The following is a 23,402-nucleotide window of genomic DNA, read 5'->3' on the forward strand; positions in this document are numbered from 1 at the left end:
CTTCAACCTTCGGGATCAGTGACCCCAGACCCGCACGGTGGAACCGGCCAGGTTCAGGTTGGAGACGCTCAGCGAACCGATGCTGGCGCCGGTGCTGCCAACCTTGACGGCGTCGATGGTGACGTCGCCGGTCACGGTCGGCAGGCCGATCGACAGCTGCTGGGTAGCGACAGCAGTACCGCCGCCCAGCGGTTTGACGTCGTTGGTCACGACATCGATGGTCATCGGAGCGTCGTCGCTGATGGTCACGCTCGGCAGGTGAATGCCTTGCAGCACCAGGGAGCCGCCCTTGGGATCGGCGTCGGTGTAGGTGATCGCGCCGATCTGGGCATTGAAGGTACCGGCGATGCTGATGCCATCCTGGCCAGTGATCCCGGACAGTGCAGCGTCATCCATGGATTTCATGTCGGCATGTGCCAGGAACGGGGTGGCCAGAACTGCGCTTGCAAGAACCAGTTGCTTGATTTTCATTGTTATAAGTCTCCAGTGTTCAGGTGGGATTGCCCCAGGCACTGCAAGGGGCGTCGTGCCCCGCTGCAGATTGACCGGTTGCTGCCGGTCTTCCAGACCCGCGACTTCTTCCTTAAGCGCCGCCGGCATGGATCCGTGAAGCACAAGGCTTCGCGTCCTGATCTCCAAGCTACTGGCCCGCCGTGAACCTGCCAGCCCATCCAAGGGATGGCGCAAAACCCACCACCTGACTCAAGCTTCGCTGAGCAGCCCCAGACTCTTCCCCTTGAGTACCGCCTGGGTCCGGCTACGCACACCCAGCTTGGCGAACAGGTTGTGCAGATGCCACTTGATGGTGGCCTCCGACAGATGCACCGCCTGGGCGATGTCGCGGTTCGACAAGCCGGCCGCCACGAGCCGCAGAATCTCCCGTTCGCGATGGCTAACATCTTGATTTTCATCGAAACTTTCCGGATCTACGGACAGCCTGCGGCACTGTTCGCGGAGCATTTCCGCCACCCCCTGCCAGGCCGAGGCACGCTTGGGTTCGGCACCCTTCCAGGCCTCCCATAGCGGCAGCAGCCACAGTGCGTCGTCCTGGAACAGGCGCCGGTAACCCAGGTTCCAGGCTTCCTCCAAGGTAGGAGCGAACAGAGCGAAGGCTTTTTCGCTGTTACCTTTCTGCCAATACGCCACAGAAAGTAACAGCGAAAGACGCAGCCGTCGGTCGCGCTGATAGGGCGAGGTAAAGCCCGCCAGGCACGATTCCAGACGCTGCTGCGCACGCTCGGCGTGACGCTCGGAAAGCGCCAGACGCGCCTCCGCCATGACCAGCGCCGCGTGGGCGTCGGCATAGCGTTCGGCGTTGAGCCCCGAGAGGTGCCGCGCCAACTGCAGGCACACGCGCTCGGCCTCATTGGGCCGGCGCATCCACAGCAGCAACTGCACCTTGCAGCTCATCGCCAGCGCATGGACCCGCTCATAGCCCGGCGACTGCAAACCAACCAGCCATTCGTCGAGCTGGGCCAGACCTTGTTCGGCCTCGCCGGCGAAGAACCGCGCCTTGGCCATCACCAGTTGGCCACGGCTGATCAGTTCCACCGGAGTAGCCACGTCGCGCCAGGTGGTCGCCAGCGGCAGTTCGGCGAGGATCGCCGCGTGACGATCCTGCTCATACAGCAGGTCGGCATACGCCAGCGACAACGGCCCGCCAACTCGGCTACGCCGGCCGAAAACCCGCTCCACGCGGCTGCGCGCGCTCTCGGCGATGGTCCGGCCGCGTTCCAGCTCACCGCGTTCCTTGCAGATCAACGCCTCGATCATGCTGACGACGACCTGCAGGTACTCACTGTCGGCCATGCGCAGACATTCGCGGGCGACACCGATGGCGTTGGCCGCCTCGGCGTAATCACCCAGCAGCGCATAGGCCGCCGCCTGGATGCACGACAGGCTGGCGCGGAACACCGGCTGGTTACCCGGCACCAGAGCCAGCCACTGGCGCGCCACCTTCAGGCAGGCTTCCAGCTTGTCCTGGTAGAGCAGCACCAGCGCCTTGAGCACCTGGGCCACGCCGAGCAACTCGGCCATGCCGAAGTGGCGCACCTTGCCCTGCCCTTGCAGCAGCCGGACGCTGAGTTCTTCGATCAGCGCCTCGGCCTCGGCGAACTTCTGCTCGAAGGCCAACTGCCAGGCGTAGAAGATCTGGAACACCGGGTGCTCGCGGATCACCTCGGCGGGAATGCTGCCGAGCATGCCGAGAATGCCGTAGACACGGTTGCCGGCGATCAGCTTGGCGCCCTGACGCTCCAGTAGGTCGGCGGCAAAGGCATAGTCGCGGGCACGCAGCGCGTACTTGATCGCCCGGTCGGCCATGTCGCGGCTTTCGCACCAGCGCGCGGCAGCATGCAGCAATGGCGTCGGGTCGGAGTTGCGCGCCAGGCGCCCCTGAAGGAACTCGGCGAACAGGTGGTGATAGCGGAACCATTCGCGCTGGTCGTCCAGCGGGATGATGAACAGCTGTTCGTTCTGCAGCCGCATCAGCATGTCCAGGCCATCGCGGCGCCCGGTCAGCGCATTGCACAGCTCGGCGCAGAATTCGTCGAGCACCGAGGTCTGGTCGAGGAACTGCTGCAACGGTTCAGGCAGGCTGCGCAGCACGTCTTCGGCGAGGTAATCGGCGAGGTCGCGCTCGGTGCCGGAGAGTCCCTTGAGCAGCGCCGCGCGATCCGGATTGCGCGCCAGCGCCAGGGCGGCGAGATGCAGTGCGGTGATCCAGCCTTCGGTGCGCTTGTGCAGCAGCTTGAGTTCGCTGTCGCTCAGGGCCAGGCCCTTGAGCCCGGTGAGGAAGGTGTCGGTTTCCTCGCGGGTCAGGCGCAGGTCGTCGCCGCTCAGGCAGAAAGCCCAGGGCGCCAGGCCCGGCTCGTCCACCAGGAAGCGCGGACGATAGCGGGTGCTGGTGACCAGGCGGATGTTTTCCGGCAGGTGTTCGATCAGGTAGCGGGCGCCGTGTGCCAGCGCCGGGTGGCGAATCTGGTGGAAGTCGTCGAGCAGCAGGTAGAGCGGCCCTTCGAGCCGGCGCAGATCGGAGAGGAAGGCATCGATGATGCCTTCCAGCGGCAGTGTCATATCCGACTGCAACAGATTCGAGGTATTGGTGCCGAAATCGGCCTCGACGCTGCGGATGCTCGCCACCAGGTACTGCACCAGGCGTTGCGGCTCGCTGTCGCCCTCGTCGCAGGACATCCAGGCAACCCGTGCGCCGCTTGCCAACAGGCGCTGGCGGAACAGGCTGAGGATGGTGCTCTTGCCGAAGCCGGCCGGCGCGCTGAGGATCAGCACGCGCTGCTGGCGGTTGGCGTGCAGTCGGTCGATCAAGGCGCGGCGCGGCAGCAGCGAATCACTGTCGGCGCGCGGCGGGAACAACTTGGTGCGCAGCAGCGGCAAGGGTTGCTGCGGCAAAGCGGTCAGGGTCGTCATGTCAGAGCAGACTCAGCTCGCGGGCACGGCGTATCGCTTGGGTTCGATTGCGCACCTTGAGCTTCTCGTAGATGTTGTGCAGGTGCCATTTGACGGTGCCCAGGGCCAGCGAGAGCTGCTGGCCAATCTCCTCGTTGGAGAGTCCCTGGGCCGCCAGGCATACCACCTCGCGCTCGCGGTCGGTCAGACCTTCTTCGAGCACCTCGGGTGACCTGCGTGCTTCCTGCCCCGGCCAGACGGTCAACATTCCGCGAATGAAAACCTGCAGCGCCGGTTGTCGCTCGGTGGACTCCAACTGCTGCAACAGCTGGCGAATCCCCTCGCCTTCCTCGATGAAAATGCTCCGTACCCCTTCCCGCTCGGCACCCACCAGACATTGGCCGAGCAGGCTGTGGGAGCGTTCCTGGTAGCCCAGACGCTGGTAACTCAGGGCCGCCAGCAGGTCCAGGCGCAAGCGCTGCAAGCCATGCCAGCCCGGCTGCAGCATGCTGCGCAGCTGGGTGATCTCATGCAGCGCTTCGCTGAAATGCCCGCGCGCCTGGAGCAGGCGCACGCGGCTGATGCCCTGCACCCAGAGCACCGGGTTGAACGGCATCTGCTTGTAGTGACTGGCGAGCTTGGCCCAGTCGATCGCCTTGAGCCGCTGCTCGGCGCGCTTGCAGCGGTCGGTGGCGGTTTCCTGGAGGATCAGGTTGATCTCCTCGCCGACAGCCATGGCAAAGAAGCGCCAGGACTGGTTGCGCGAGGCCAGGGTCTGCATCAGCCCGAGGGTGGCCAGCGCCTCCTTGCCGCGCCCCTGAAGGCGCTGGATACGCGCCAGACACTGCATGCCCTGGGCGTACAGATCGATGGGGTTGACCACGTCGACCCGCCCCAGCGCCCAGCGCAGGCGCTCTTCCAGGCCGTCGAGGTCGGTACGGTAGTAGGCGGTCAGCGCCTCGGCGATGGCTGGCAGGGCAAGGGCCTGGGAGCGTTTGTCGAACAGCGGCATGGCCTGCTCGCGCACACGTTCGATGAGCATCTGCGCCTGCTTGACCTGGCCCTGTTCCAGCGCCAGCACCACCTCGATGGTGCACTGCTGCATGTGCAGGTAGCGACCGTCGAGGAAGTGGTTACGCTGCTGCGCCAGGCCCATCAGCCGCCGCGCCTGCTCCGCCTGGCCACGCACGACCTGGGCGAAGGCAGCAATCAGCAGGATGGCGCCTTCAAGGAAAGCCGAGTTCTGCCCCAGTTGGCTCTCCACCTTGCGTGCCAGGGTGATGCACTGCTCGAGGTCGTCCTTCTGCAGCGCCAGCACGGCCTTCACCGCCAGCGCCGACAGGTACTGGTTTCCCATCGGGCCGCTGCCCTTGGGATCGCCCCAGCGCGCCAGCAGCTCATCCATCATCCGATTGGCTTCGGGCAGACTGAGCTCCGAGGCACGAGTCCAGACGTCGCTCAGCACCAGGATCGGGTAGCGCTCAGCGATCTCGTTCGGCACCTGCTTACGCCAGCGCGAGATCAGGTAGAGCTGGCCGCGGTTGATCAGGTCCAGACCACAGCCATCCACCAGTGCGGCGAGCATCTCCGGGTCCTCTGCGAGGCAGGCGTGCTCGATGGCCAGGGTCGGCATGTGGTGGTTGGTGAACCACAGGCTGGCGTTGAAGTGCAGTTGCTTGAAACGCTCCGGGTCGCGCTCGCGCAGGCGGGCCCGGAGGAAATCGGCAAACAGCTGGTGGAAGCGGTACCACTGGCGGTCGCGGTCCAGCGGCAGGAGGAACAGCTGCATGCTGTCCAGGTGCTCCAGCAGTGCCTGACCGTCCTGGCGACCGGTCAGGGTATTGGCCAGGTCGCCGTTCAGGCGACTGGCAATCCCCAGGGACAGCAGTGCTTCCTGCACGTCGGCAGGCAGGCGCTCGAACACCGCGCGCAGCAGGTAATCGCCCACCGCCGCCTTGTCGCTGCTGAGCAGCTTGAGGTCTTCCGGTGCACCGCTCTGCTGGCGCAGCCAGAGGCTGACCAGGTGCACCCCTGCCATCCAACCTTCGGTCTGGTTGTGCAGCGACTGCAGGCAGCTATCTTCGAGCTGCAGGCCATCACGGGCCAGGTACTCTCGGGTTTCGTCGCGGGACAGGCGCAGCTCGTCCTGGCCGACTTCCAGCAACAGCCCCTTAGCGCGCCAGGTGGCGAGGTTCAGCGGCGGCTGTGAACGGCTGCCGATGGCCAGGGTGAGGCCAGGTGGTGCGTACTGCACCAGCCGATTGAGGCCGGCGAAGACCTCGGAATGGGTGAGCTCATGCAGATCGTCGAGTACCAGCAGGACCTTGCACTCGTCGCGCGAAAGGTCCATCAGCAAGCTTTCCATGACCGCGACCACGGGCACGCGCATGGTGTTGTGCACATAGCCCAACGCATCCTCGCCAGTACCCGGCACGGCGCTGGCCAGCGCCTGGATGAGTTTCAGGCAGAAACGGCCGGGGTCGTCGTCGTCACTCTCCAGCGAAAGCCAGGCGACCTTGTGGCCTTCGCCGGCACGCCTGCCAGCCAGTGCCGCCAGCGCGGTGGTCTTGCCAAAACCGGCTGGAGCCGAGAAAAGCAGTATCGAGGCATAAGGATGACGGTCCAGGGCATTCTGGACCTCAGGACGAATCAAATAATCAGCAGGCACCCGAGGGGGTGTTAATCTGGAGCGCAGAAGGCTGCCGGCTGCGGGTTCGAGCACTACATCCACGGCCTGTATCCCTATGTCATTATCGTTGTTGGTACGGAGCAATGTCCGCGTGGGATTCGTCACTTCTTATCAGAATGCCTTTCCGACGTAAACTGAAGAAATAGCTCTAGGATCGACGCTTCAGACGACCTGTTCACCTCATTTGCCTGCACGCTGTTACCCATGCCTGACTGTTTCCTGCACCCGCTTTCCTATCAGGAAGACCCGGGTGAACGCTTCGCCCTGATCCACCGAGCGCCCGGTGCCGTCCTCCTGGACGCCGGTCGACCCATTGCCACACGTGGACGCTATGACCTTCTGAGCGCCTGGCCATTGGCAGAACTGGCGCCCACCGCCGACGAATCGGCCAAGAGCTTTTTTGCCCGCGCAAGAGCCGCCTTGCAGAGCCTGGGCGAGGCTAAAGTCCCGGACAATCGCCAACTGCCATTCGTCGGCGGAATGATCGGTTATCTCGGCTATGACTTTGGCCGACGCATCGAATACCTGCCCGAACCGAACCTCGACGACCTGGCCTTGCCGGATGCGCGTCTGGGCCTGTACGCCTGGGCGCTGGTGACCGATCACGAGGAGCGCCGCAGCCAGCTGGTATTCCACCCGTCGCTGGCACAAGGCGAACGGCACCGGCTTATCGCGCTGTTCGATAGCGCTCGCACTGATGAAGCGCTGGCACCTTTCCGGCTCTCCGCCCCGTTCCGCCCGGACCTCAGCCGCGAGCAGTACCGCGAGGCGCTGGAGCGCGTGCACGGCTACATCCTCGCCGGCGACTGCTACCAGGTGAACTACACCCAGCGTTTCCGCGCACCCTGCAACGGCTCGCCCTGGCTGGCCTACCGGGCACTGCGCGAAGCCTGTCCTACGCCTTTTGCCGGTTATCTGGCATTGCCTGAAGGCGCCGTCCTCAGCCTGTCGCCGGAGCGTTTCATCCAGCTCCACGGCAAGCAGGTGGAAACCCGCCCGATCAAGGGCACCCGCCCGCGCGGCGACACGCCCGAGGCCGACCAACAGAATGCCAAAGCCCTGCTCGCCAGCGAGAAGGACCGTGCCGAGAACCTGATGATCGTCGACCTGCTGCGCAACGACCTCGGCCGTAGCTGCCGCCCCGGCAGCGTGCGCGTGCCCGAGCTGTTCGCGGTGGAGACCTATCCCAACGTGCACCACCTGGTCAGCAGCGTGCGTGGCGAACTGGCGGAAGGAAAGGACGCGCTGGACCTGCTCGAAGGCAGCTTCCCCGGCGGCTCCATCACCGGCGCACCGAAGGTTCGCGCCCTGCAGATCATCGACGAGCTGGAACCGACCCAGCGCAGCATCTACTGCGGCAGCCTGCTCTACCTCGACGTACGTGGCGAAATGGACAGTTCCATCGCCATCCGCACCGTGCTGGTGAAGGACGGCCAGGCGTGCTGCTGGGGCGGCGGCGGCATCGTCGCCGATTCCAACTGGGAGGATGAATACGAGGAATCGCTGACCAAGGTGGACGTGCTCCTGCGGACCCTGGAAAGCCTCTGAATCCTGGCGCTTCCCTGTCGGAGCGAGCTTGCTCGCGAACAGATTCCCGGCCACGTCGACGTGCGCGGTTCGCGAGCAATAACGATGGAGTCCCCCTCGCTCCTACAAAAAGCCACCACAAAAGAAAAAGCCCCGCTGATGCGGGGCTTTTTCATCACAGCCAGTCTTACAGGCTGAGCGGGCGGTTGGACGCCTTGAGGAACTCCTTTTTCAGGTCCTCATAGGTGTGCACGGCCGGGAACTGCGGGAACTCGCGAATCACGTTTTCCGGCGCGTGGAACAGGATGCCGGCGTGGGCTTCGGAGAGCATGGTGGTGTCGTTGTAGGAATCGCCAGCGGCGATCACACGGTAGTACAGGCTCTTGAAGGCGATAACCGACTGACGCTTCGGATCCTTCTGGCGCAGTTGGTAATCCACCACGCGATCGGTCTCGTCAGTGATCAGCTTGTGGCACAGCAGGGTCGGGAAACCGAGCTGGCGCATCAGCGGCTGGGAGAATTCGTAGAAGGTGTCGGAGAGAATCACCACCTGGAAGCGCTCGCGCAGCCAGTCGACGAACTCCACTGCGCCTTCCAGCGGCTTCAGGGTGGCGATCACTTCCTGGATGTCGGACAGCTTCAGGCCGTGCTCATCGAGGATGCGCAGACGCTGCTTCATCAGCACGTCGTAATCCGGAATATCGCGAGTCGTCGCCTTGAGCGCATCGATACCGGTTTTTTCAGCGAAGGCGATCCAGATTTCCGGAACCAGAACCCCTTCCAGGTCGAGACAGGCGATTTCCACGAACGATTTCCCCGCAGGATTGACTTGAGAGGCGGCACTCTAGCCGCTCGCTCCCAGCGGCGCAACGCGCCACTTATACCCAAACACCACAGTCTACCTTCCTGATGGTTATTTAGGGGCATATCCGCCTCTTTGCTACCATCGCGCCCACAGAGCGCCTTGCGCCATTAAAACTAGGAATACCGCCTGATGAGCCTCCCATTCGATATCGCGGAAATCGCCGCGAGCTATGCCAGCAAATCCCCGCAGGACATCTTGAAGCTTGCCTTCGAGCACTTCGGCGATGAGCTGTGGATTTCCTTCAGCGGCGCCGAGGACGTGGTGCTGGTGGACATGGCCTGGAAGCTCAACAAGAACGTCAAGGTGTTCAGCCTGGACACCGGCCGCCTGCACCCGGAGACCTACCGCTTCATCGAGCAGGTCCGTGAGCACTACGGCATCGCCATCGAAGTGATGACCCCGGACCCGCGCCTGCTGGAGCCGTTCGTCAAGGAAAAGGGCCTGTTCAGTTTCTTCAAGGACGGCCACGGCGAATGCTGTGGCATCCGCAAGATCGAGCCGCTCAAGCGCAAGCTGTCTACCGTCACCGCGTGGGCCACCGGCCAGCGCAAGGACCAGAGCCCCGGCACCCGCAGCCAGGTCGCCGTGGTCGAACTGGACGGCGCCTTCTCTACCCCGGAGAAACCGCTGGTCAAATTCAACCCGCTGGCCAGCATGAGCAGCGAGGACGTCTGGGCCTACATCCGCATGCTGGAAATCCCCTACAACAGCCTGCACGAGCGCGGCTTCATCAGTATCGGCTGCGAGCCTTGCACCCGCCCGGTGCTGCCGAACCAGCACGAGCGCGAAGGTCGCTGGTGGTGGGAAGAAGCCACGCAGAAAGAGTGCGGTCTGCACGCCGGCAATTTGATCAGCAAGGCCTGAGGCCTTACCCTCGGCTGACGGAAATTCCCAAGTCAGCCCGCAGCCCAGGATCGGACGCCTGCATGCCTGCGGCGGAGCCGATTCCATGCGCATCACCCTGGTGAAGAAGGTCCTGGCCGATGGCCAGGACTGCCGCAAGTGCCGCGAAGTTCACGAACGCCTGGTCAAGGGCGGCTACCTCAATCGCATCGACCGCACCCTGGTCGCCGACGAGCGCAACCCCGCCAGCACCGGCTGGCTGGTTGCCGCCCAATACGGCGTGGATACCGCGCCCTTCTTCGTCGTCCGCCACGATGACGGCCGCGAGGTGGTCTACACGGTGTTCATGAGCTTCCTCCACGAAGTCCTCGAAGGCCGTGGCGAACTCCCGCTGGACTCCCGCGAAGCCCTGGCCGAACTGGCCCAGCGCGACGATCTCGACCGCCTATAAGCGCACGCTTGTAAACGTCGACCTTGACGCTTTCTTGATGGGTGATCGGCCAGACTGTTCACCCCTCTCCTGATGCACAAGGAAGCTTCACCATGGCCGACGGCACGGACCGCACACGCCCGCGCATTCCTGGGACAGTCTGGGCGCTGGGTTTCGTCAGCCTGTTCATGGACGTGTCTTCCGAACTGCTGCACAGCCTGCTGCCGCTGTTCCTGGTCGGCAGCCTGGGGCTGAGCATGGTTGCAGTCGGCCTGATCGAGGGCATCGCCGAGGCTACCGCGCTGATCGTCAAGGTGTTCTCCGGCGCCATCAGCGACTTCCTTGGCCGGCGCAAGGGCCTGGTGCTGTTCGGCTACGGCCTGGCGGCGCTGTCCAAGCCGCTGTTCCCGCTGGCCACTTCCGGCGAGACCATCTTCGCCGCACGCCTGCTCGACCGCATTGGCAAAGGTATTCGCGGTGCGCCGCGTGATGCGCTGATCGCCGACGTTTCGCCACCCTCGATTCGCGGTGCGTGCTTTGGCTTGCGCCAGTCCATGGACACCGTCGGCGCTTTCGCCGGCCCCGTGCTGGCCATTGCCCTGATGCTCTGGCTGGGCAACAACCTGCCGCTGGTGTTCTGGTTCGCCTGCATTCCAGCCGGTATTGCGGTGCTAGCCATCGTGTTCTTCGTCAAGGAACCGGAGCACGCCGAAGGCCCTCATCGCTTCCGCTCCCCCATCCACCGCGACGCACTGCGCAGCTTCCCGGCGCGTTACTGGTGGGTGGTCGGCATCGGCGCGGTGTTCACTCTCGCCCGCTTCAGCGAGGCCTTCCTGGTGCTGCGCGCCCAGGATATCGGCTTGCCGATGGCCTGGACGCCGGTGGTGATGGTGGTGATGGCGCTGCTGTTCATGTTGTCGGCCTACCCGGTGGGCTGGTGGTCGGACCGCACCGACCGCACCGGCCTGCTGGCCATCGGCATGCTCCTGCTGGTGGTAGCCGACCTGCTGCTGGCCTGGGCCGACTCCACGCCGCTGATGCTCATCGGCGTGGCACTCTGGGGCCTGCACATGGGCTTCACCCAGGGGTTGCTGGCGACGCTGATCGCCGACACCACCCCGGCCGATCTCAAGGGCACCGCCTTTGGCATGTTCAACCTCGCCAGCGGCATCGCCATGTTGCTCGCCAGCGTGCTGGCCGGCTGGTTGTGGCAGAGCTACGGCGCCAGCTGGACCTTTCTTATCGGCGCAGCGCTGGCCCTCGCCGCCTTGCTGTTGCTGCGCTGGCGCATCCACTGAGGCGCGGCGCCTTTTGTAGGAGCGAGCTTGCTCGCGAACGGAATCACCGGCCACATCCATGCAGGGCAATTCGCGAACAAGGACTGGGCGTCCCCCTCGGCCCTACCAAGAGCCACCTCAAGGCCCAGCCCTCCAGACAAACAAAAACGCCGCGTCCCCTTTTGGGATCGCGGCGTTTCCTCTGAGACCAGCGCCGATCAAGCGGCGCTTTGCATCAGTAAACCGGCAGTTCGATGCCGTCGAACAGCTCGTCCAGCTCGGTCTTGTTGTGGCACTGCACGGCCTTGGCCAGCAGGTCGCGAGTCAGGTGCGGGGCGAACTTCTCGATGAAGTCGCACATGAAGCCGCGCAGGAAGGTGCCACGGCGGAAACCGATCTTGGTCACGCTGGACTCGAACAGGTGGCTGGCGTCGAGCATCACCAGGTCGCTGTCGAGCTTCGGGTCGACCGCCATGTGCGCAACGATGCCCACACCCAGGCCCAGGCGCACGTAGGTCTTGATCACGTCGGCGTCGGCGGCGGTGAACACCACTTTCGGCACCAGGCCGCGCTGATTGAAGGCTTCGTCGAGCTTGGAACGACCGGTGAAACCGAACACGTAGGTAACGATGGGCTGCTCGGCGAGCAACTCCAGGGTCAGCTTCGGCACCTTGGTCAGCGGGTGGCCCTGGGGCACGATCACGCAGCGGTTCCAGCGGTAGCACGGCATCATGATCAGGTCACCGAACAGCTCCAGCGCCTCGGTGGCGATGGCGAAGTCGACGGTGCCGTCGGCGGCCATCTCGGCGATCTGCATCGGCGTGCCCTGGTGCATGTGCAGCGAGACGTCCGGGTATTGCTTGATGAAGCCGCTGATCACGCCGGGCAGCGCATAACGCGCCTGGGTGTGGGTGGTGGCGATGGACAGCGTGCCCTTCTTTTCGTTGGAGAACTCCTGGGCGATCTGCTTGATGCTCTCGACCTTGCGCAGGATCTCGCCAGCGGTGGTGATGATGCGCTCGCCGGCTGGGGTAACGCGGGTCAGGTGCTTGCCGCTGCGGGCGAAGACTTCGACGCCCAACTCATCTTCCAGCAGGCGGATCTGCTTGCTGATGCCGGGCTGGGAGGTATACAGGCTTTGGGCGGTGGCCGAGACGTTCAAATCGTGGTGCGCGACTTCCCAGATATAGCGCAGCTGCTGAAGCTTCATGGACTTTCCTCGAAATGAATGTCGCGACCCGCGATCAGGGGCTTGTCGTTTTATAACCATATTAATGGTTTAAGGAATAAAACTAGACGTTTTTTTTCGCCCTGCATGCCATTCGTCTAAAGCCGCACAGAGAATCCGGGCTTGTCCGACGTATCGTCACATTCGTTCAGCGGTGCTGCAGCATCGGTACCAGATAGACCGGCACCTCGGCCAACTGCACCAGGCGTGCGGCAGTGCGCCCCAGCGGCGTGTTCTGGCCATCCCCATGGCTGTGACTGCCGGCGACGATGATGTCGACGTCCAGGCGCTTGGCCTCGTCAAGGATCACCATCGGTGCGTCTCCCTGCACCACCCGCACAGTGCGGATCAACTCGGCGTCCTGGCGCGCCTCCCCCAGCTCATCGCGAAACCCCTCCATCACGCGCTGTTCGATGCTGCCCATGACGTTGGTCAGGCCATTGGTGCGCATCTCGTTCAGCGTGCCTTCGTCCAGGTAGGTCTGCAGGACGGACTCGGCGAACAGCCCCAGCGGCTCCACCGCATGCACGACATACAGCTCGGCACCGTAGGCACGGGCCAGCGAAAGTGCGTGCAGAAGGACGTAGGGGGCGTAAAGGCCGAGGTCAGTGGCGTAAAGAATCGTTCGGATCATGCGGCCTCCTCGACTGCCAGCACGGCGGGGCCTATCCAGCAGCGTAGCAGGAGAACGCGCGCCCCTCCGAGAAGGCCGACTGTCGCGGCCGGATGGCTATCCGGCGACCTTCTTCTCGTTACTCACGCCGTGGGGGACGTGGCCGGTCGCCACCACGTCTCGCGCCCTCTCGCAGTGCATCGGCTGATCGTCGAAAAACACGTCGGCGGCGAAGGCTTCGAGGAAGGCGGCTTTGTCCAGGCCACCCAGGAACAGCGACTCATCCAGGCGGATGTCCCACTCGCGCAGGGTGCGAATCACCCGCTCGTGAGCCGGGGCCGAGCGCGCGGTGACCAGCGCCGTGCGGATCGGGCAGGACTCCTGCGGGAAGGCCTGCTGCACGCGGTTGAGCGCCTTCAGGAAGGGCTTGAACGGCCCACCGCCCAGCGGTTCGCGGGCGGACTCGCGCTCGTGGGTCTGGAAGGCTTCCAGCCCACCTTGCTGGTAGACACGCTCGGAGTCGTCGGAGAACAGCACTGCATCGCCATCGAAGGCGAAGCGCAGCTCGCCGCTGGCTTCCCGGCGGGTGCCGCCGGAAAGAATGGTCGCGGCGGCAAAGCCCGCTTCCAGTGCGTTGCGCACGTCCTCTATGTGGGTGGAGAGAAACAGGTGGCAGTTGAACGCCTTGAGGTAGGGATACGGGCTACGGCCGCCGACGAAGGCGGCGCGGGAAATGCCCAGGCCGTAGTGCTGGATGGAGTTGAACACGCGCAGGCCGGTGTCGGCGCTATTGCGCGAGACCAGGACAACTTCCACCGGCGCACTGTCGGTCCCGCCGTTGAGGGCGAGCAGCTTCTGCACCAGGGCAAAGGCATCGCCCGGCGGCAGGACTTCGTCCTCGCGGTCGATCTGGTACTGGCGATAGGCTTCGACACCCTCGCTTTCATAGACCTGATGGCTTTCCCGCAGGTCGAACAGTGCCCGCGAGGAGATCGCCACCACCAGCTTGTCGCCCAGCCCTTTTGCCATGCTTCCCCCGGTATCCGTCAGCGAGCCTGGTTGCGTGCGTCGATGAAACGCAGCGCGCGATACAGCGCCTCGATCTTCGGCAACTCACGTCCTGCCTTGCGCGCTGCTTCCAGCGGCGCGGCGTAGATCGCCCCCAGTTCCAGTGGCCGGCGCTGGGCGAAATCATGGTACATGCTGGGCAGGTAGTCCGGCATGGCGTCGGTGGAGCTGAGCATTGCGCCGACAATGCCCGGAGGCAGCGAGTACCCGCAAGCGGCGGCGCCAGCGATCACTTCCTCCATCAACTCGGCCACCAGGACGCGGCTGTCGGGGTTGTCCATGATCGCCCGCGAGCCGCTGTCGAGCAGCACGGAGAGGCCGTTGTAAGGGATATTCCAGACCAGCTTCTGCCAACGCGCCTGTTCCAGGTTGGGCATGGCGTTGGAGTCCAGGCCGGCGCTGCGGAACAGCGCGGCGCCCTCCTCCACGATCGCCTGGCTTGCTTCGGTCTCCTGCGCGGAGCCCGAGTGATATCCGATGTTCACCCCACCGAAGGCCTGGTGTTCGATCACGCCCGGTTCAGCGCGGTGCACACAGATGAAGCACAGCCCACCCAGCAGGTGGATATGTTCGGGCAGCAGCGCACGCAACTCGTCTTCCACGGCAAGGCCGTTCTGCAGCAGCAGGACCTTGGCACCCTGCGCAGCGGCCTGAATGATCAGCGGCGCAAGGTCGGCGTTGCTGGTGGTCTTGGCGCCCACCAACAACCAGTCGCAGGGCGGCATCTTCGCCACGTCGTCGTAGGCATTTACCGGCGACAGGCTCAGCGCACCATGTACCTGGCTGTTCAGGCGCAGGCCGTTCTGCGCGACGGCGGCGTATTCGCTGCGCAGCAGGAAATGAACGTCGTGGCCAGCGCGGGCCAGCATCAGGCCATAGAAACCGCCAATGGCGCCGGTTCCAATGATGCCGATTGGCAGATTCATCAAGGCAATTCCTCAGCAGGGCGCGACAGAGCCGCGCGCAGGGCTTGGATCAGAGGTTCGGGGCGCAGCGCCGCGTGGACGGCCCCCAGGAAATGGCCGTCGCGCACCAGGAACAGGGACGGCAGATGGAAGACCTCGTAGCGCTCCACCAGGCCGCCGCTGTGCCCGGCGTCGATCCAGCACAGGCGGTCCACCGGCAGGCCGAACTCCGGCAGCACCTGCCGCGCCCAGCGACAGGTGGAGCAGCCCGCACCGGTGAAAATCAGCAGCGATACGCCCGGCAGCTCCAGCAGCCGGCGGTCGGCATCCAGGTCGGTCAGCTCCAGGGCCGGCACTATACTCAAGGTGCCGCCACTATAAAGATTGCAGTCGGAGCGTTCCGTCATGCGTCAGTTCCTGCGTCACCCTTGCGACCTTCCGGTCGAGCTGATCATCCGCAAGCAGACCTTCCTGCCGCGCCAGCGGTTGCACAATATCAGCCTCGGCGGTGTGGCGTGCAACTCACCGCGAGGATTTCGCCGCGGCACGTCCATCGAACTGCACATTCCCCTGCTGGGCGACGCCGCACGCTATCCAGGCATCGTCGCCTGGAGCCGCAAGCAGAACAGCGATTACCGCGTCGGCATCGCCTTCATCGACGAAGACACCCTGTTTCGCGCGCGGATGATTGAGCAGGTCTGCCAGATCGAACACTACCGCCGCCAGCAGATGCTGACCCTGGGCAACGATCAGCCGATCGAGGATCTTGCGCTGGAATGGATCGCGCAGAACGCCGCGGACTTCCCATTGTTTTGCGCGGTCTGATCGCCGCCCCGCAGAAAGTGGCGCAAATGCCCGTGATCCGGGCATTTTCCTGCGTCGGCCCATTGTCGAGGCCACGCAGGAACGGTTAAGGTTCGGGTTCCCCTTAGCGACACCAATGCCTGCGCCCCATCGCACGGGGATTTCTGGCGGCCGGCACCCGTGACCTGATTGAGTACCACGATGGCTGATTTACAGATCGACGACCTTAACGTTGCCTCCAACGAGACACTGATCACGCCGGAGCAGCTCAAGCGCGAAATCCCCCTCACCGGTGCTGCCCTGCGCACCGTCGCCAACGGCCGCCAGGTCGTCCGCGACATCCTCGACGGCAAGGACCACCGCCTGTTCGTGGTGATCGGCCCCTGCTCGATCCACGACATCAAGGCCGCCCACGAATACGCCGAGCGTCTGAAGGTGCTGGCTGCGGAAGTCTCCGACACCCTGTTCCTGGTGATGCGCGTGTACTTCGAGAAGCCGCGTACCACCGTCGGCTGGAAGGGCCTGATCAACGACCCGTACCTGGACGACTCGTTCAAGATCCAGGATGGCCTGCACATCGGCCGCCAGCTGCTGCGCGACCTCGCCGAGATGGGCCTGCCCACCGCCACCGAGGCACTCGACCCGATCTCCCCGCAGTACCTGCAGGACCTGATCAGTTGGTCAGCCATCGGCGCGCGCACCACCGAATCCCAGACCCACCGCGAAATGGCTTCCGGCCTGTCCTCGGCAGTCGGTTTCAAGAACGGCACCGACGGCAGCCTGACCGTGGCGATCAACGCCCTGCAGTCGGTTTCCAGCCCGCACCGTTTCCTGGGCATCAACCAGGAAGGTGGCGTCTCCATCGTCACCACCAAAGGCAACGCCTACGGCCACGTGGTGCTGCGCGGCGGCAACGGCAAGCCGAACTATGACTCGGTCAGCGTCGCCCTGTGCGAACAGGAACTGACCAAGGCGAAGATCCCGCTGAACGTGATGGTCGACTGCAGCCACGCCAACTCCAACAAGGACCCGGCCCTGCAGCCGCTGGTGATGGACAACGTCGCCAACCAGATCGCCGAAGGCAACAACTCCATCGTCGGCCTGATGGTGGAAAGCCACCTGGGCTGGGGTGCTCAGCCGATCCCGAAGGACCTGTGCCAGCTGCAATACGGCGTGTCGGTCACCGACGCCTGCATCGACTGGGACACCACCGAGAAGGCCGTGCGCAGCATGCACGCCAAGCTCAAGGACGTCCTGCCCAAGCGTCAGCGCGGCTGACGCTCAAGGCACGAACGAAAAAACCGGGCTTATGCCCGGCTTTTTCATGTGCCCACCATCGCCGCGTGAGTTGAGGATCCCGTAGGAGCGAGCTTGTTCGCGAACCCAGAGCCGGCAACGCAGGCGTCAAGCGGTTCGCGAGCAAGCTCGCTCCTACAAATGGCCAATAAAAAGCCGGGCATCAGCCCGGCTTTTTATTGGCAGTGATCCAACGATCAGAGCGCGGTATCGGTGTGGCGCTGGCGACGCTCCAGGTAGCGCTCGACGTAGGAGCACGACGGGATGACGCTGTAGCCCCTGCGCTCGGCGAACTGCAGCGCGTGTTCGGTAAGGGCGGCGGCGATGCCGCGGCCGCGCAGGCTGTCCGGAACGAAAGTGCGGTAGATGTCGAGCGTCTGCTTGCCCAGATCCATGTAGGCCAGATAGGCACGATGGCCATCAACAGTCGTTACGAACTGGTGGCTGGTTTCATCATGCTGGATGGACAACGACTCACTCACTTGCTCTCTCCTTCCGGGGTCCTCACAACATGACCCGCACCTGATTGATCTTGTTCAGGCGGAGGAACATTTCTGCCGAACCCGTCCCGATAAGGACGGTGATATAGACTCGGCCGTTCTCCACCTTGTGCAGCACACCCTGGTAATAGGCACCATCGAACGTGATGAACTGCAGGCGCTTGCCGGTGTACTGGGCAAGGCTTTCAACGCTAACGAACTCATATTGCTGCGTTCTGGCCTGCGACTCAACCGTTTCTTGGGCCGAAACCATTTGATATTGGCTTTCCGGCGTGATTTTTTTCTTCAGCGGATCGACCCAGGCAAACCCCAGTGGTGTGACCGACTGCTGGTTCACTAGGACGACCGGATGGAGCATCTGGATCACATCCTTGGGCTCGAAAAATTGCAGACCATCCCAGGTCATGCCCTCGGAAGGCGTCAACTCGATGCGCAGCGAGCGCGGGTCGGCCAGGTAACGGCCGTAGGCCTCGAGCAGCGGCTTGTCGAGGGCGATGCGCTGTTGGCGCAGGGCCTTGTCGAACTTTTCCAGCGACAGGGCGGTATAGGCCTTCTGGTCCACACCGAGCTTGCCCCGGCAGAACTCGCTGACCCGGCGCTGGTACTGGTTGTCGCTCATTTCGACGACGAGCTGGGAAACCCGCGGCGGATTCACACGCATGTCGCCCGGACGCTCGGAAACGTTCATCAGGGTCATGCTGGTGCGCATGTCCAGCATGTCGCGAGTGTCACTGCGCAGATCGAAGGTCAGCGTCTGCGCACCCGGCTGCATGCGATAGGAGAATTCGATGTCCGACTCGAGGGTGCGATAGCCCATCTGCAGCAGCTCATCGACACCGATATTGCGTACGTTACCGCAGGCCACTTCGCTCAACGCGGTGAACGCACTCTTCTCTGCCGGTTGGGAATAAAGCGATTGCATGAACGGCCCGTGAATCTGCAGTTCCACGCCCTTCAGATCGACCGCCATCTGCTCCGGGAGTTTGCCGTCACCCAGGCGCTCCTTGAAGCTCAGCAGTTCGCGCAGCCCGTTGAACTTCAGCTGGGCGTGGGCGACTTTCAGGCTGTCATTGGCCATGGGAACCCTGATCACTACGTTCTGCAGACCAACCCGGCCGTCGAAGGACGAGGAGATGCCGCCGTAGGTGATTTCCATGAATGGCGAAACGCGGGCAATGGCGTCATTCACCACGCTGCGGACGGATAGCCAGAGCGATGCCTTGATGATCAGGGCAATCGCAACGACGGCAAATAGAGACCACTTGAGAATCTTCGACATGGAAGGCACATCCTGGATTGTGCGACGGCGGGACGCAGGGATACTGGCAGCTTAACAGTACACCTGGGACCTCTCCACGAGCGCAGTCGGAAATTGCGTGCACAGCGCACAGAAATCGCCCGTTTTTTCTGGCATGCGGCTGACTCACCAGTCAGCCAAAACGCTTTACGCCCTGCGCCTGCGTCAGTATGTTCACGCCACTCCCAACCCATGGATTCCAACCCAGGACTCTCTGCCATGAGTGAGCTGATCAGCTACCAATTCGAAGACGGTATCGCCACCCTGACCCTGAACAACGGCAAGGTTAACGCCATCTCCCCGGCGGTCATCGAAGCCTTCAACCAGGCGCTGGACCAGGCGGAGAAGGACCGTGCGATCGTCATCGTCACCGGCCAGCCGGGCATTCTTTCCGGCGGTTATGACCTCAAGGTGATGACCTCCGGCCCGGAGAACGCCGTGAACCTGGTGGCCGCCGGCTCGACCCTGGCGCGCCGCATGCTGTCCCACCCCTTCCCGGTCATCGTCGCCTGTACCGGCCACGCGGTCGCCAAAGGCGCGTTCATCCTGCTCTCGGCGGACTACCGCATCGGCGTCGACGGCCCGTTCCAGATCGGCCTGAACGAAGTCGCCATCGGCATGACCATGCATCACGTCGGCATCGAACTGGCCCGCGATCGCCTGCGCCGCTCTGCCTTCACCCGCTCGGTGGTGAACGCCGAGATGTTCAACCCCCACGATGCCGTGGACGCCGGCTTCCTCGATAAAGTGGTCCCGGCCGAACAGCTCCAGGCTGCCGCGCTGCAAGCTGCCCAGCACCTGAAGAAGCTGAACATGACCGCCCACCGCAACACCAAGCTGAAAGTGCGCAAGCAGCTACTGGAAACCCTGGACAAGTCCATCGAACTGGACAGGAACCACCTGGCCTGATCGCTCCCGCATGAAAAAGCCCGGCCTGGTGCCGGGCTTTTTCATGCCACCACTATTACCTAAAGGGCAATACTGATTAAGCCTGTTTGCTATTTTTCAAAAATTATTACGCTTTAACCTATAGATGAACCCAAACAAACCCAACCGGAGGTGTTCATCATGAAACTCAACATCATCGCCGCCAGCGTACTGGCCGCTGCTACCGCTTTCGCCGCCCAGGCCAGCTTCGCCGAAGAATCCCCGCTGATGCAGGACCGCATGGTTCACATGACCCAGGCCGCTATCCAGCAACAGCAGAGCGAACAGTCCGCCAGCCAGGTGAACGTCGAAGCCGCGTCCAAGCAGGGCTGAAACCTTTACACCCCGCCAGCCGTCTGCAGCAGGTGACGTCATGCAACCCTGCTCGAAGCGACAAGCCCGGCACGATGCCGGGCCTCGCAGTGACATTGCCGTCGTCCCCTTCATGACGAAGGTCAAGCAGCCATGAAACCCTCCAGAGTCCCGGAAACATCGGAAAACGTCCCGCCGCCCACCACTTTGCGTCTGGTCGCCACGCCGACATCTATCAATTTGCCTGATACCGGGAACCAATCAGCATCGTTATTCAATCGAAATGACCAAAGCGACACTGGGCCATCCCTTCCCCGAGCCCGAGTTACCGCCATGAACCGTCAAGCCCATCGCTACGCTCGCAACGGAGCCCTCGCCGCTCTGGGCCTCTATACCATCGTCATCCTGGTGGTCACCGCCCTCACTGCCGGCTTCGACGGCGCGCGCCGGGCCCCAGTGGACAACATCGACCGCAGCGGGCTCTTCGAACGCTTCAATCAGGCGGTCCCCGTCGCCCTGCATGGCCTCCAGGACGCCCTGACGCCCCATTCCTGATTCTGCTTCGCTGGCGCACCGCGCCAGGCTGACCAACACTGAAGTCCTGCACAGCAACATCAGACTCCACACCAGATCCAGCTGCAGGGTGGGCTTCGCCATGGGCCGCGTCATCGCTTCCGCCGTCTACAGCAAGGGCCGCAAGGTCTCCGACATCCCGCTGGAGGACGGCTATCGGTGGGCTTGCCAGCCCGACCATTTCGTCTGGACCGGCCTGCAGGAGCCGACGCCGGAGGAGATGTTCAACCTGCAACGGCAGTTCAACCTCCACGAACTGGCCGTTTCCGACGCCCTGGAAAAGCACAGCCGGCCGAAACTGGAAACCTTCGGCGACGCGCTGTTCATCGTCATCTATTCACCAATCCGCGCCGATAGCCGACTGATGTTCGTCGAAACCCATCTGTTTGCCGGTATTGGCTACATCATCAGCGCGCGCCACGGTTTCTCCCAGTCCTACACCCAGGTCCGGCAACGCTGCGAAGCACGGCCGCTGCTGTTGGCGCATGGCACTGACTTCGTGCTCTACGCCTTGCTGGATTTCGTAATGAGCAATTACGAACCCGTGGTGGAGGCCATCCGCGAGGAAATCGAGGTAGTGGAACAGCAGGTGCTGCGCAAATCGCTGACCCAGGAGCAGATCGAGAAGATCTACGGCCTGCGCCGCGAGGTGCTCAAGCTCAAGCATTATGCCGCGCCCATGGTGGAGATCTGCCAGGAGCTGCAGCGCCTGGACTTCCCCTTCATCGACAAACAGATGCGGCCGTACTTCCGCGATGTGGCGATCCACGTGAACCGCCTGCTGGAAGACCTCACTACCCTGCGTGACGTGGCCAGCCAGACCATCGAGGTCGGGCTGGCGCTGGAGTCCTCACGGCAGAGCGTGGTGCAGCGCAAGTTCGCCGCCTGGGCGGCCATCCTCGCCTTCCCCACCGCCGTAGCCGGCATCTACGGGATGAACTTCGAATACATCCCGGAGCTGCACTGGCACTACGGCTACTTCCTGATCATGGGGTTGCTGGTGCTGGGTTGCGTCGGGTTGTACATCAGCTTCAAGCAGGCGGATTGGCTCTGACCAGGAGCATCAGATGTTCCCGGAACGCTCCACGCCATCCTACAAAAGCCGTCTGCAGTAATCCGTCGTACAAACGAAAACGCCGCTCGATTGAGCGGCGTTTTCAGTCAGCGCGGCAGGAATCAGGCTGCGCTTTTCTTCTCGGCGCTCTTCTTCTCGTCGCGGCCGTGCTGGACGAAGCGCATCATCCACTCACCGACGGCGGTGCCCTGGTGCGGGCGCGCAAGACTGTCGATGCCGGACTGGAACACCAGCTCGCTGAAGATGTGCTTGCGCAGCTCGAGAATCGCCTGCGAGTAGTCGCTCTGGAACTCCGGGTGGCCCTGGAAGCACAGCACCTGGTCGCCGATGGCATAGGCGGCGTTCGGGCAGAACTCGCTGGAAGCGATACGGCGTGCGCCGTGGGGCAGCTCGGTGACCTGATCCTGGTGGCTGACCAGCAGGGTCAGGCCATCGCCCGGCGACGGGCTCATCCACTCCGGCTGCTCCTCGATACGGTAGTCGTGGATGCCCACGCCCCAACCCTGGCTGGCGCGTTCGGTCTTGCCACCCAGCACCAGCGCCAGCAACTGGTGGCCGAAGCACACGCCCAGCAGCTTGTCACCGCGCTCGTAAAGCTTGAGCACGTAGTCCTTGAGGGTCTGGATCCAGGGATCAGTGCCGAAGGAGTCCGCCTTGCTGCCGGTCACCAGGTACGCGTCGAACTTCTCATCGTCGGGCGGGTAATGCCCTTCCACCACGTTGTAGACCTTGAACTCGGCCGGAACGGGTTGCTTGGCGAACAGTTGCTGGAACATCCAGCCATAGCCCTTGTACTGATCGATGAGTTCGGGGCGGAGGATGTCGGTTTCCAGAATGCAGATGTGCAACGACATGCAGGGGTGATTCCTGGGGGGTTGGCGGCTGATAAGAATGGTTTTCCTGACACTGATGAAACGCGCGTGAAAATTACGCCCTATTTTTTCACCACACAAGATGCCGAGGCCGATTCTTGTGTAGGAATTTCAGGGGAAATACCGGAAAAGCCGACTTCCTTCAATTGCACCGGCGCACAAGGGTGACGGCCGGTTGGCAAGGACTCAGCCGATGGACAGTCTTTGCACGAGCAAATTCGTGTCCAGCACCTGCGCATACTCGCCCTGCAGGTTGGCCAGCGACATGGCGTGAACCTCCTCTGCGCTGCGCTGCAAGCCGTTGAAATCACGCTTGGCAAAGGCGAAGCAGGCGTCCGCCACCACCTGCGTAGCGAAGCCCAGATTGCCCGCCGTGCGCGCCGTGGCTTCCACCGAGTTGTTGGTGCTGACGCCGCAGATCACCACCGCCCCGATGCCCCGCACGCGCAGCCAGCGCTCCAGGCCGCTGTGGATGAAGGCATCCGGGACGTTCTTCTCCACCACGTGCTCATGCTCCAGCGGCGCCAGCGCCTCCTGGAATTCCGCTCCCGGCTGCCCGGGCCAGAACGGCGAGCCCGGCGTGCGCGAAATGTGGCGGATATGCACCAGCGGCCAGCCGGCCCGGCGCCAGGCGGCCAGCAGTTCGCCGATACGCTGCTCGGCCTGCGGGTTGTTGCGCGGCTCGTGGCTGGTACGCATGCCTTTCTGCTGGTCGATGATCAACAAGGCGGGAGGCGTCATCGGAGGGCATTCCTTGCAGGTGAGAAGACGTCATCCTACGGCCAGTGCGGGCAAGAAAAAACCGGCCATGTGAGCCGGTTTTCCAGGATGACGATTCTTCGGTAGGAGCGAGCTTGCTCGCGAACCCGGCTCCGCAGCGGGGCTGTTCGCGAGCA

The 23,402-nt window shown here is 63.4% G+C and carries 23 protein-coding genes; 10 read left to right on the forward strand and 13 right to left on the reverse strand.

Translation table 11 applies throughout. From position 1 onward, the window contains the following. Positions 1–15 precede the first annotated feature (15 nt). The 3 genes from CTR55_RS18705 to CTR55_RS18715 form a co-directional block, all read right to left on the reverse strand. Positions 16–471 carry a DUF6160 family protein gene (locus CTR55_RS18705; RefSeq protein WP_296288315.1) on the reverse strand — a complete coding sequence of 152 codons (456 nt, stop codon included), beginning with the start codon at positions 469–471 and terminating at the stop codon, positions 16–18. A gap of 231 nt (positions 472–702) precedes the next feature. Continuing rightward, on the reverse strand, positions 703–3,426 hold the full coding sequence (locus CTR55_RS18710; RefSeq protein WP_296288316.1) for a helix-turn-helix transcriptional regulator: 2,724 nt from the start codon (positions 3,424–3,426) through the stop codon (positions 703–705). A 1-nt stretch (position 3,427) separates the two neighbouring features. Continuing rightward, positions 3,428–6,136 carry a helix-turn-helix transcriptional regulator gene (locus CTR55_RS18715; RefSeq protein WP_296288317.1) on the reverse strand — a complete coding sequence of 903 codons (2,709 nt, stop codon included), beginning with the start codon at positions 6,134–6,136 and terminating at the stop codon, positions 3,428–3,430. A 162-nt stretch (positions 6,137–6,298) separates the two neighbouring features. On the opposite strand from CTR55_RS18715, the gene pabB reads away from it, so the two are divergent. Then, the gene (pabB, locus tag CTR55_RS18720; protein ID WP_296288318.1) at positions 6,299–7,642 is read left to right on the forward strand and encodes an aminodeoxychorismate synthase component I; all 1,344 of its coding nucleotides are present in this window, start codon (positions 6,299–6,301) and stop codon (positions 7,640–7,642) included. Between the two features lie 166 nt (positions 7,643–7,808). On the opposite strand, the gene thrH is transcribed toward pabB, so the two are convergent. Beyond that, positions 7,809–8,426 (reverse strand): bifunctional phosphoserine phosphatase/homoserine phosphotransferase ThrH, encoded by a 618-nt coding sequence (gene thrH / locus CTR55_RS18725; RefSeq protein ID WP_296288319.1) that lies wholly within the window; start codon positions 8,424–8,426, stop codon positions 7,809–7,811. Positions 8,427–8,615: 189 nt separating this feature from the next. Here thrH and CTR55_RS18730 point away from each other — a divergent pair, with 189 nt between their 5' ends. The 3 genes from CTR55_RS18730 (at position 8,616) to CTR55_RS18740 (ending at position 11,057) form a co-directional block, all read left to right on the forward strand. Beyond that, on the forward strand, positions 8,616–9,350 hold the full coding sequence (locus tag CTR55_RS18730; RefSeq protein WP_296288320.1) for a phosphoadenylyl-sulfate reductase: 735 nt from the start codon (positions 8,616–8,618) through the stop codon (positions 9,348–9,350). A gap of 85 nt (positions 9,351–9,435) precedes the next feature. Next, positions 9,436–9,780 carry a hypothetical protein gene (locus CTR55_RS18735; RefSeq protein ID WP_045208573.1) on the forward strand — a complete coding sequence of 115 codons (345 nt, stop codon included), beginning with the start codon at positions 9,436–9,438 and terminating at the stop codon, positions 9,778–9,780. Positions 9,781–9,872: 92 nt separating this feature from the next. Continuing rightward, complete coding sequence (locus CTR55_RS18740) at positions 9,873–11,057, forward strand: MFS transporter (RefSeq protein ID WP_296288321.1); 1,185 nt, start codon at positions 9,873–9,875, stop codon at positions 11,055–11,057. A gap of 214 nt (positions 11,058–11,271) precedes the next feature. Here CTR55_RS18740 and cysB read toward each other — a convergent pair whose 3' ends face one another. The 5 genes from cysB to CTR55_RS18765 all read right to left on the reverse strand — a co-directional run bounded on the left by cysB (position 11,272) and on the right by CTR55_RS18765 (position 15,257). Further along, on the reverse strand, positions 11,272–12,246 hold the full coding sequence (gene cysB / locus CTR55_RS18745; RefSeq protein WP_024765699.1) for an HTH-type transcriptional regulator CysB: 975 nt from the start codon (positions 12,244–12,246) through the stop codon (positions 11,272–11,274). 166 nt (positions 12,247–12,412) lie between these two features. Continuing rightward, positions 12,413–12,898 (reverse strand): universal stress protein, encoded by a 486-nt coding sequence (locus CTR55_RS18750; RefSeq protein WP_296288322.1) that lies wholly within the window; start codon positions 12,896–12,898, stop codon positions 12,413–12,415. Positions 12,899–12,994: 96 nt separating this feature from the next. Next, positions 12,995–13,906 carry a 5'-nucleotidase gene (locus CTR55_RS18755; RefSeq protein WP_296288323.1) on the reverse strand — a complete coding sequence of 304 codons (912 nt, stop codon included), beginning with the start codon at positions 13,904–13,906 and terminating at the stop codon, positions 12,995–12,997. 17 nt (positions 13,907–13,923) lie between these two features. After that, positions 13,924–14,871 carry a putative 2-dehydropantoate 2-reductase gene (locus CTR55_RS18760; protein ID WP_296288324.1) on the reverse strand — a complete coding sequence of 316 codons (948 nt, stop codon included), beginning with the start codon at positions 14,869–14,871 and terminating at the stop codon, positions 13,924–13,926. Further along, positions 14,871–15,257 carry a thioredoxin family protein gene (locus CTR55_RS18765; RefSeq protein WP_296288325.1) on the reverse strand — a complete coding sequence of 129 codons (387 nt, stop codon included), beginning with the start codon at positions 15,255–15,257 and terminating at the stop codon, positions 14,871–14,873. The genes CTR55_RS18760 and CTR55_RS18765 overlap by 1 nt, the downstream gene beginning before the upstream one ends. Between CTR55_RS18765 and CTR55_RS18770 the strand changes: the two genes are divergently transcribed. Then, positions 15,256–15,675: a PilZ domain-containing protein gene (locus tag CTR55_RS18770; protein ID WP_296288326.1), complete on the forward strand. Its 420-nt coding sequence runs from the start codon at positions 15,256–15,258 to the stop codon at positions 15,673–15,675. The two genes, CTR55_RS18765 and CTR55_RS18770, sit on opposite strands and share 2 nt — an antisense overlap. A gap of 180 nt (positions 15,676–15,855) precedes the next feature. Then, a complete protein-coding gene (locus tag CTR55_RS18775; RefSeq protein WP_296288327.1) occupies positions 15,856–16,932 on the forward strand; it encodes a 3-deoxy-7-phosphoheptulonate synthase in 1,077 nt (358 codons plus the stop codon). A 215-nt stretch (positions 16,933–17,147) separates the two neighbouring features. On the opposite strand, the gene CTR55_RS18780 is transcribed toward CTR55_RS18775, so the two are convergent. Both CTR55_RS18780 and CTR55_RS18785 read right to left on the reverse strand, forming a co-directional pair. After that, entirely contained in the window at positions 17,148–17,432 is a 285-nt protein-coding gene (locus tag CTR55_RS18780; protein ID WP_296288328.1) for a GNAT family N-acetyltransferase, read from the reverse strand. A 22-nt stretch (positions 17,433–17,454) separates the two neighbouring features. Further along, a complete protein-coding gene (locus CTR55_RS18785) occupies positions 17,455–18,729 on the reverse strand; it encodes a hypothetical protein (protein WP_296288329.1) in 1,275 nt (424 codons plus the stop codon). Positions 18,730–18,966: 237 nt separating this feature from the next. Between CTR55_RS18785 and CTR55_RS18790 the strand changes: the two genes are divergently transcribed. From CTR55_RS18790 to CTR55_RS18805, 4 genes are all read left to right on the forward strand, one after another. Next, a complete protein-coding gene (locus tag CTR55_RS18790; RefSeq protein WP_296288330.1) occupies positions 18,967–19,656 on the forward strand; it encodes a crotonase/enoyl-CoA hydratase family protein in 690 nt (229 codons plus the stop codon). Between the two features lie 159 nt (positions 19,657–19,815). Beyond that, positions 19,816–20,007 (forward strand): hypothetical protein, encoded by a 192-nt coding sequence (locus CTR55_RS18795; protein WP_081520664.1) that lies wholly within the window; start codon positions 19,816–19,818, stop codon positions 20,005–20,007. A 312-nt stretch (positions 20,008–20,319) separates the two neighbouring features. Then, a complete protein-coding gene (locus CTR55_RS18800) occupies positions 20,320–20,541 on the forward strand; it encodes a hypothetical protein (RefSeq protein ID WP_296288331.1) in 222 nt (73 codons plus the stop codon). A 100-nt stretch (positions 20,542–20,641) separates the two neighbouring features. Continuing rightward, positions 20,642–21,613, forward strand: a complete 972-nt coding sequence (locus tag CTR55_RS18805; protein WP_296288332.1) for a magnesium and cobalt transport protein CorA — start codon at positions 20,642–20,644, stop codon at positions 21,611–21,613. Positions 21,614–21,735: 122 nt separating this feature from the next. Here CTR55_RS18805 and CTR55_RS18810 read toward each other — a convergent pair whose 3' ends face one another. Together CTR55_RS18810 and CTR55_RS18815 are read right to left on the reverse strand one after the other, a co-directional pair. Next, entirely contained in the window at positions 21,736–22,488 is a 753-nt protein-coding gene (locus CTR55_RS18810) for an amidotransferase (protein WP_296288333.1), read from the reverse strand. A gap of 204 nt (positions 22,489–22,692) precedes the next feature. Next, positions 22,693–23,247, reverse strand: a complete 555-nt coding sequence (locus CTR55_RS18815) for a cysteine hydrolase family protein (RefSeq protein WP_296288334.1) — start codon at positions 23,245–23,247, stop codon at positions 22,693–22,695. Between the last annotated feature and the right edge of the window lie 155 nt (positions 23,248–23,402).

It is taken from the genome of Pseudomonas sp. (assembly GCF_002796985.1).
Taxonomy (GTDB): domain Bacteria; phylum Pseudomonadota; class Gammaproteobacteria; order Pseudomonadales; family Pseudomonadaceae; genus Pseudomonas.

Bases quoted from the DNA above. Each gene is read 5' to 3' on its own strand.
- CTR55_RS18705 (WP_296288315.1), bottom strand. From the start codon at position 471: ATGAAAATCAAGCAACTGGTTCTTGCAAGCGCAGTTCTGGCCACCCCG.
- CTR55_RS18710 (WP_296288316.1), bottom strand. From the start codon at position 3,426: ATGACGACCCTGACCGCTTTGCCGCAGCAACCCTTGCCGCTGCTGCGC.
- pabB (WP_296288318.1), top strand. From the start codon at position 6,299: ATGCCTGACTGTTTCCTGCACCCGCTTTCCTATCAGGAAGACCCGGGT.
- CTR55_RS18730 (WP_296288320.1), top strand. From the start codon at position 8,616: ATGAGCCTCCCATTCGATATCGCGGAAATCGCCGCGAGCTATGCCAGC.
- CTR55_RS18735 (WP_045208573.1), top strand. From the start codon at position 9,436: ATGCGCATCACCCTGGTGAAGAAGGTCCTGGCCGATGGCCAGGACTGC.
- CTR55_RS18740 (WP_296288321.1), top strand. From the start codon at position 9,873: ATGGCCGACGGCACGGACCGCACACGCCCGCGCATTCCTGGGACAGTC.
- cysB (WP_024765699.1), bottom strand. From the start codon at position 12,246: ATGAAGCTTCAGCAGCTGCGCTATATCTGGGAAGTCGCGCACCACGAT.
- CTR55_RS18750 (WP_296288322.1), bottom strand. From the start codon at position 12,898: ATGATCCGAACGATTCTTTACGCCACTGACCTCGGCCTTTACGCCCCC.
- CTR55_RS18755 (WP_296288323.1), bottom strand. From the start codon at position 13,906: ATGGCAAAAGGGCTGGGCGACAAGCTGGTGGTGGCGATCTCCTCGCGG.
- CTR55_RS18760 (WP_296288324.1), bottom strand. From the start codon at position 14,871: ATGAATCTGCCAATCGGCATCATTGGAACCGGCGCCATTGGCGGTTTC.
- CTR55_RS18770 (WP_296288326.1), top strand. From the start codon at position 15,256: ATGCGTCAGTTCCTGCGTCACCCTTGCGACCTTCCGGTCGAGCTGATC.
- CTR55_RS18765 (WP_296288325.1), bottom strand. From the start codon at position 15,257: ATGACGGAACGCTCCGACTGCAATCTTTATAGTGGCGGCACCTTGAGT.
- CTR55_RS18775 (WP_296288327.1), top strand. From the start codon at position 15,856: ATGGCTGATTTACAGATCGACGACCTTAACGTTGCCTCCAACGAGACA.
- CTR55_RS18785 (WP_296288329.1), bottom strand. From the start codon at position 18,729: ATGTCGAAGATTCTCAAGTGGTCTCTATTTGCCGTCGTTGCGATTGCC.
- CTR55_RS18790 (WP_296288330.1), top strand. From the start codon at position 18,967: ATGAGTGAGCTGATCAGCTACCAATTCGAAGACGGTATCGCCACCCTG.
- CTR55_RS18795 (WP_081520664.1), top strand. From the start codon at position 19,816: ATGAAACTCAACATCATCGCCGCCAGCGTACTGGCCGCTGCTACCGCT.
- CTR55_RS18800 (WP_296288331.1), top strand. From the start codon at position 20,320: ATGAACCGTCAAGCCCATCGCTACGCTCGCAACGGAGCCCTCGCCGCT.
- CTR55_RS18805 (WP_296288332.1), top strand. From the start codon at position 20,642: ATGGGCCGCGTCATCGCTTCCGCCGTCTACAGCAAGGGCCGCAAGGTC.
- CTR55_RS18810 (WP_296288333.1), bottom strand. From the start codon at position 22,488: ATGTCGTTGCACATCTGCATTCTGGAAACCGACATCCTCCGCCCCGAA.
- CTR55_RS18815 (WP_296288334.1), bottom strand. From the start codon at position 23,247: ATGACGCCTCCCGCCTTGTTGATCATCGACCAGCAGAAAGGCATGCGT.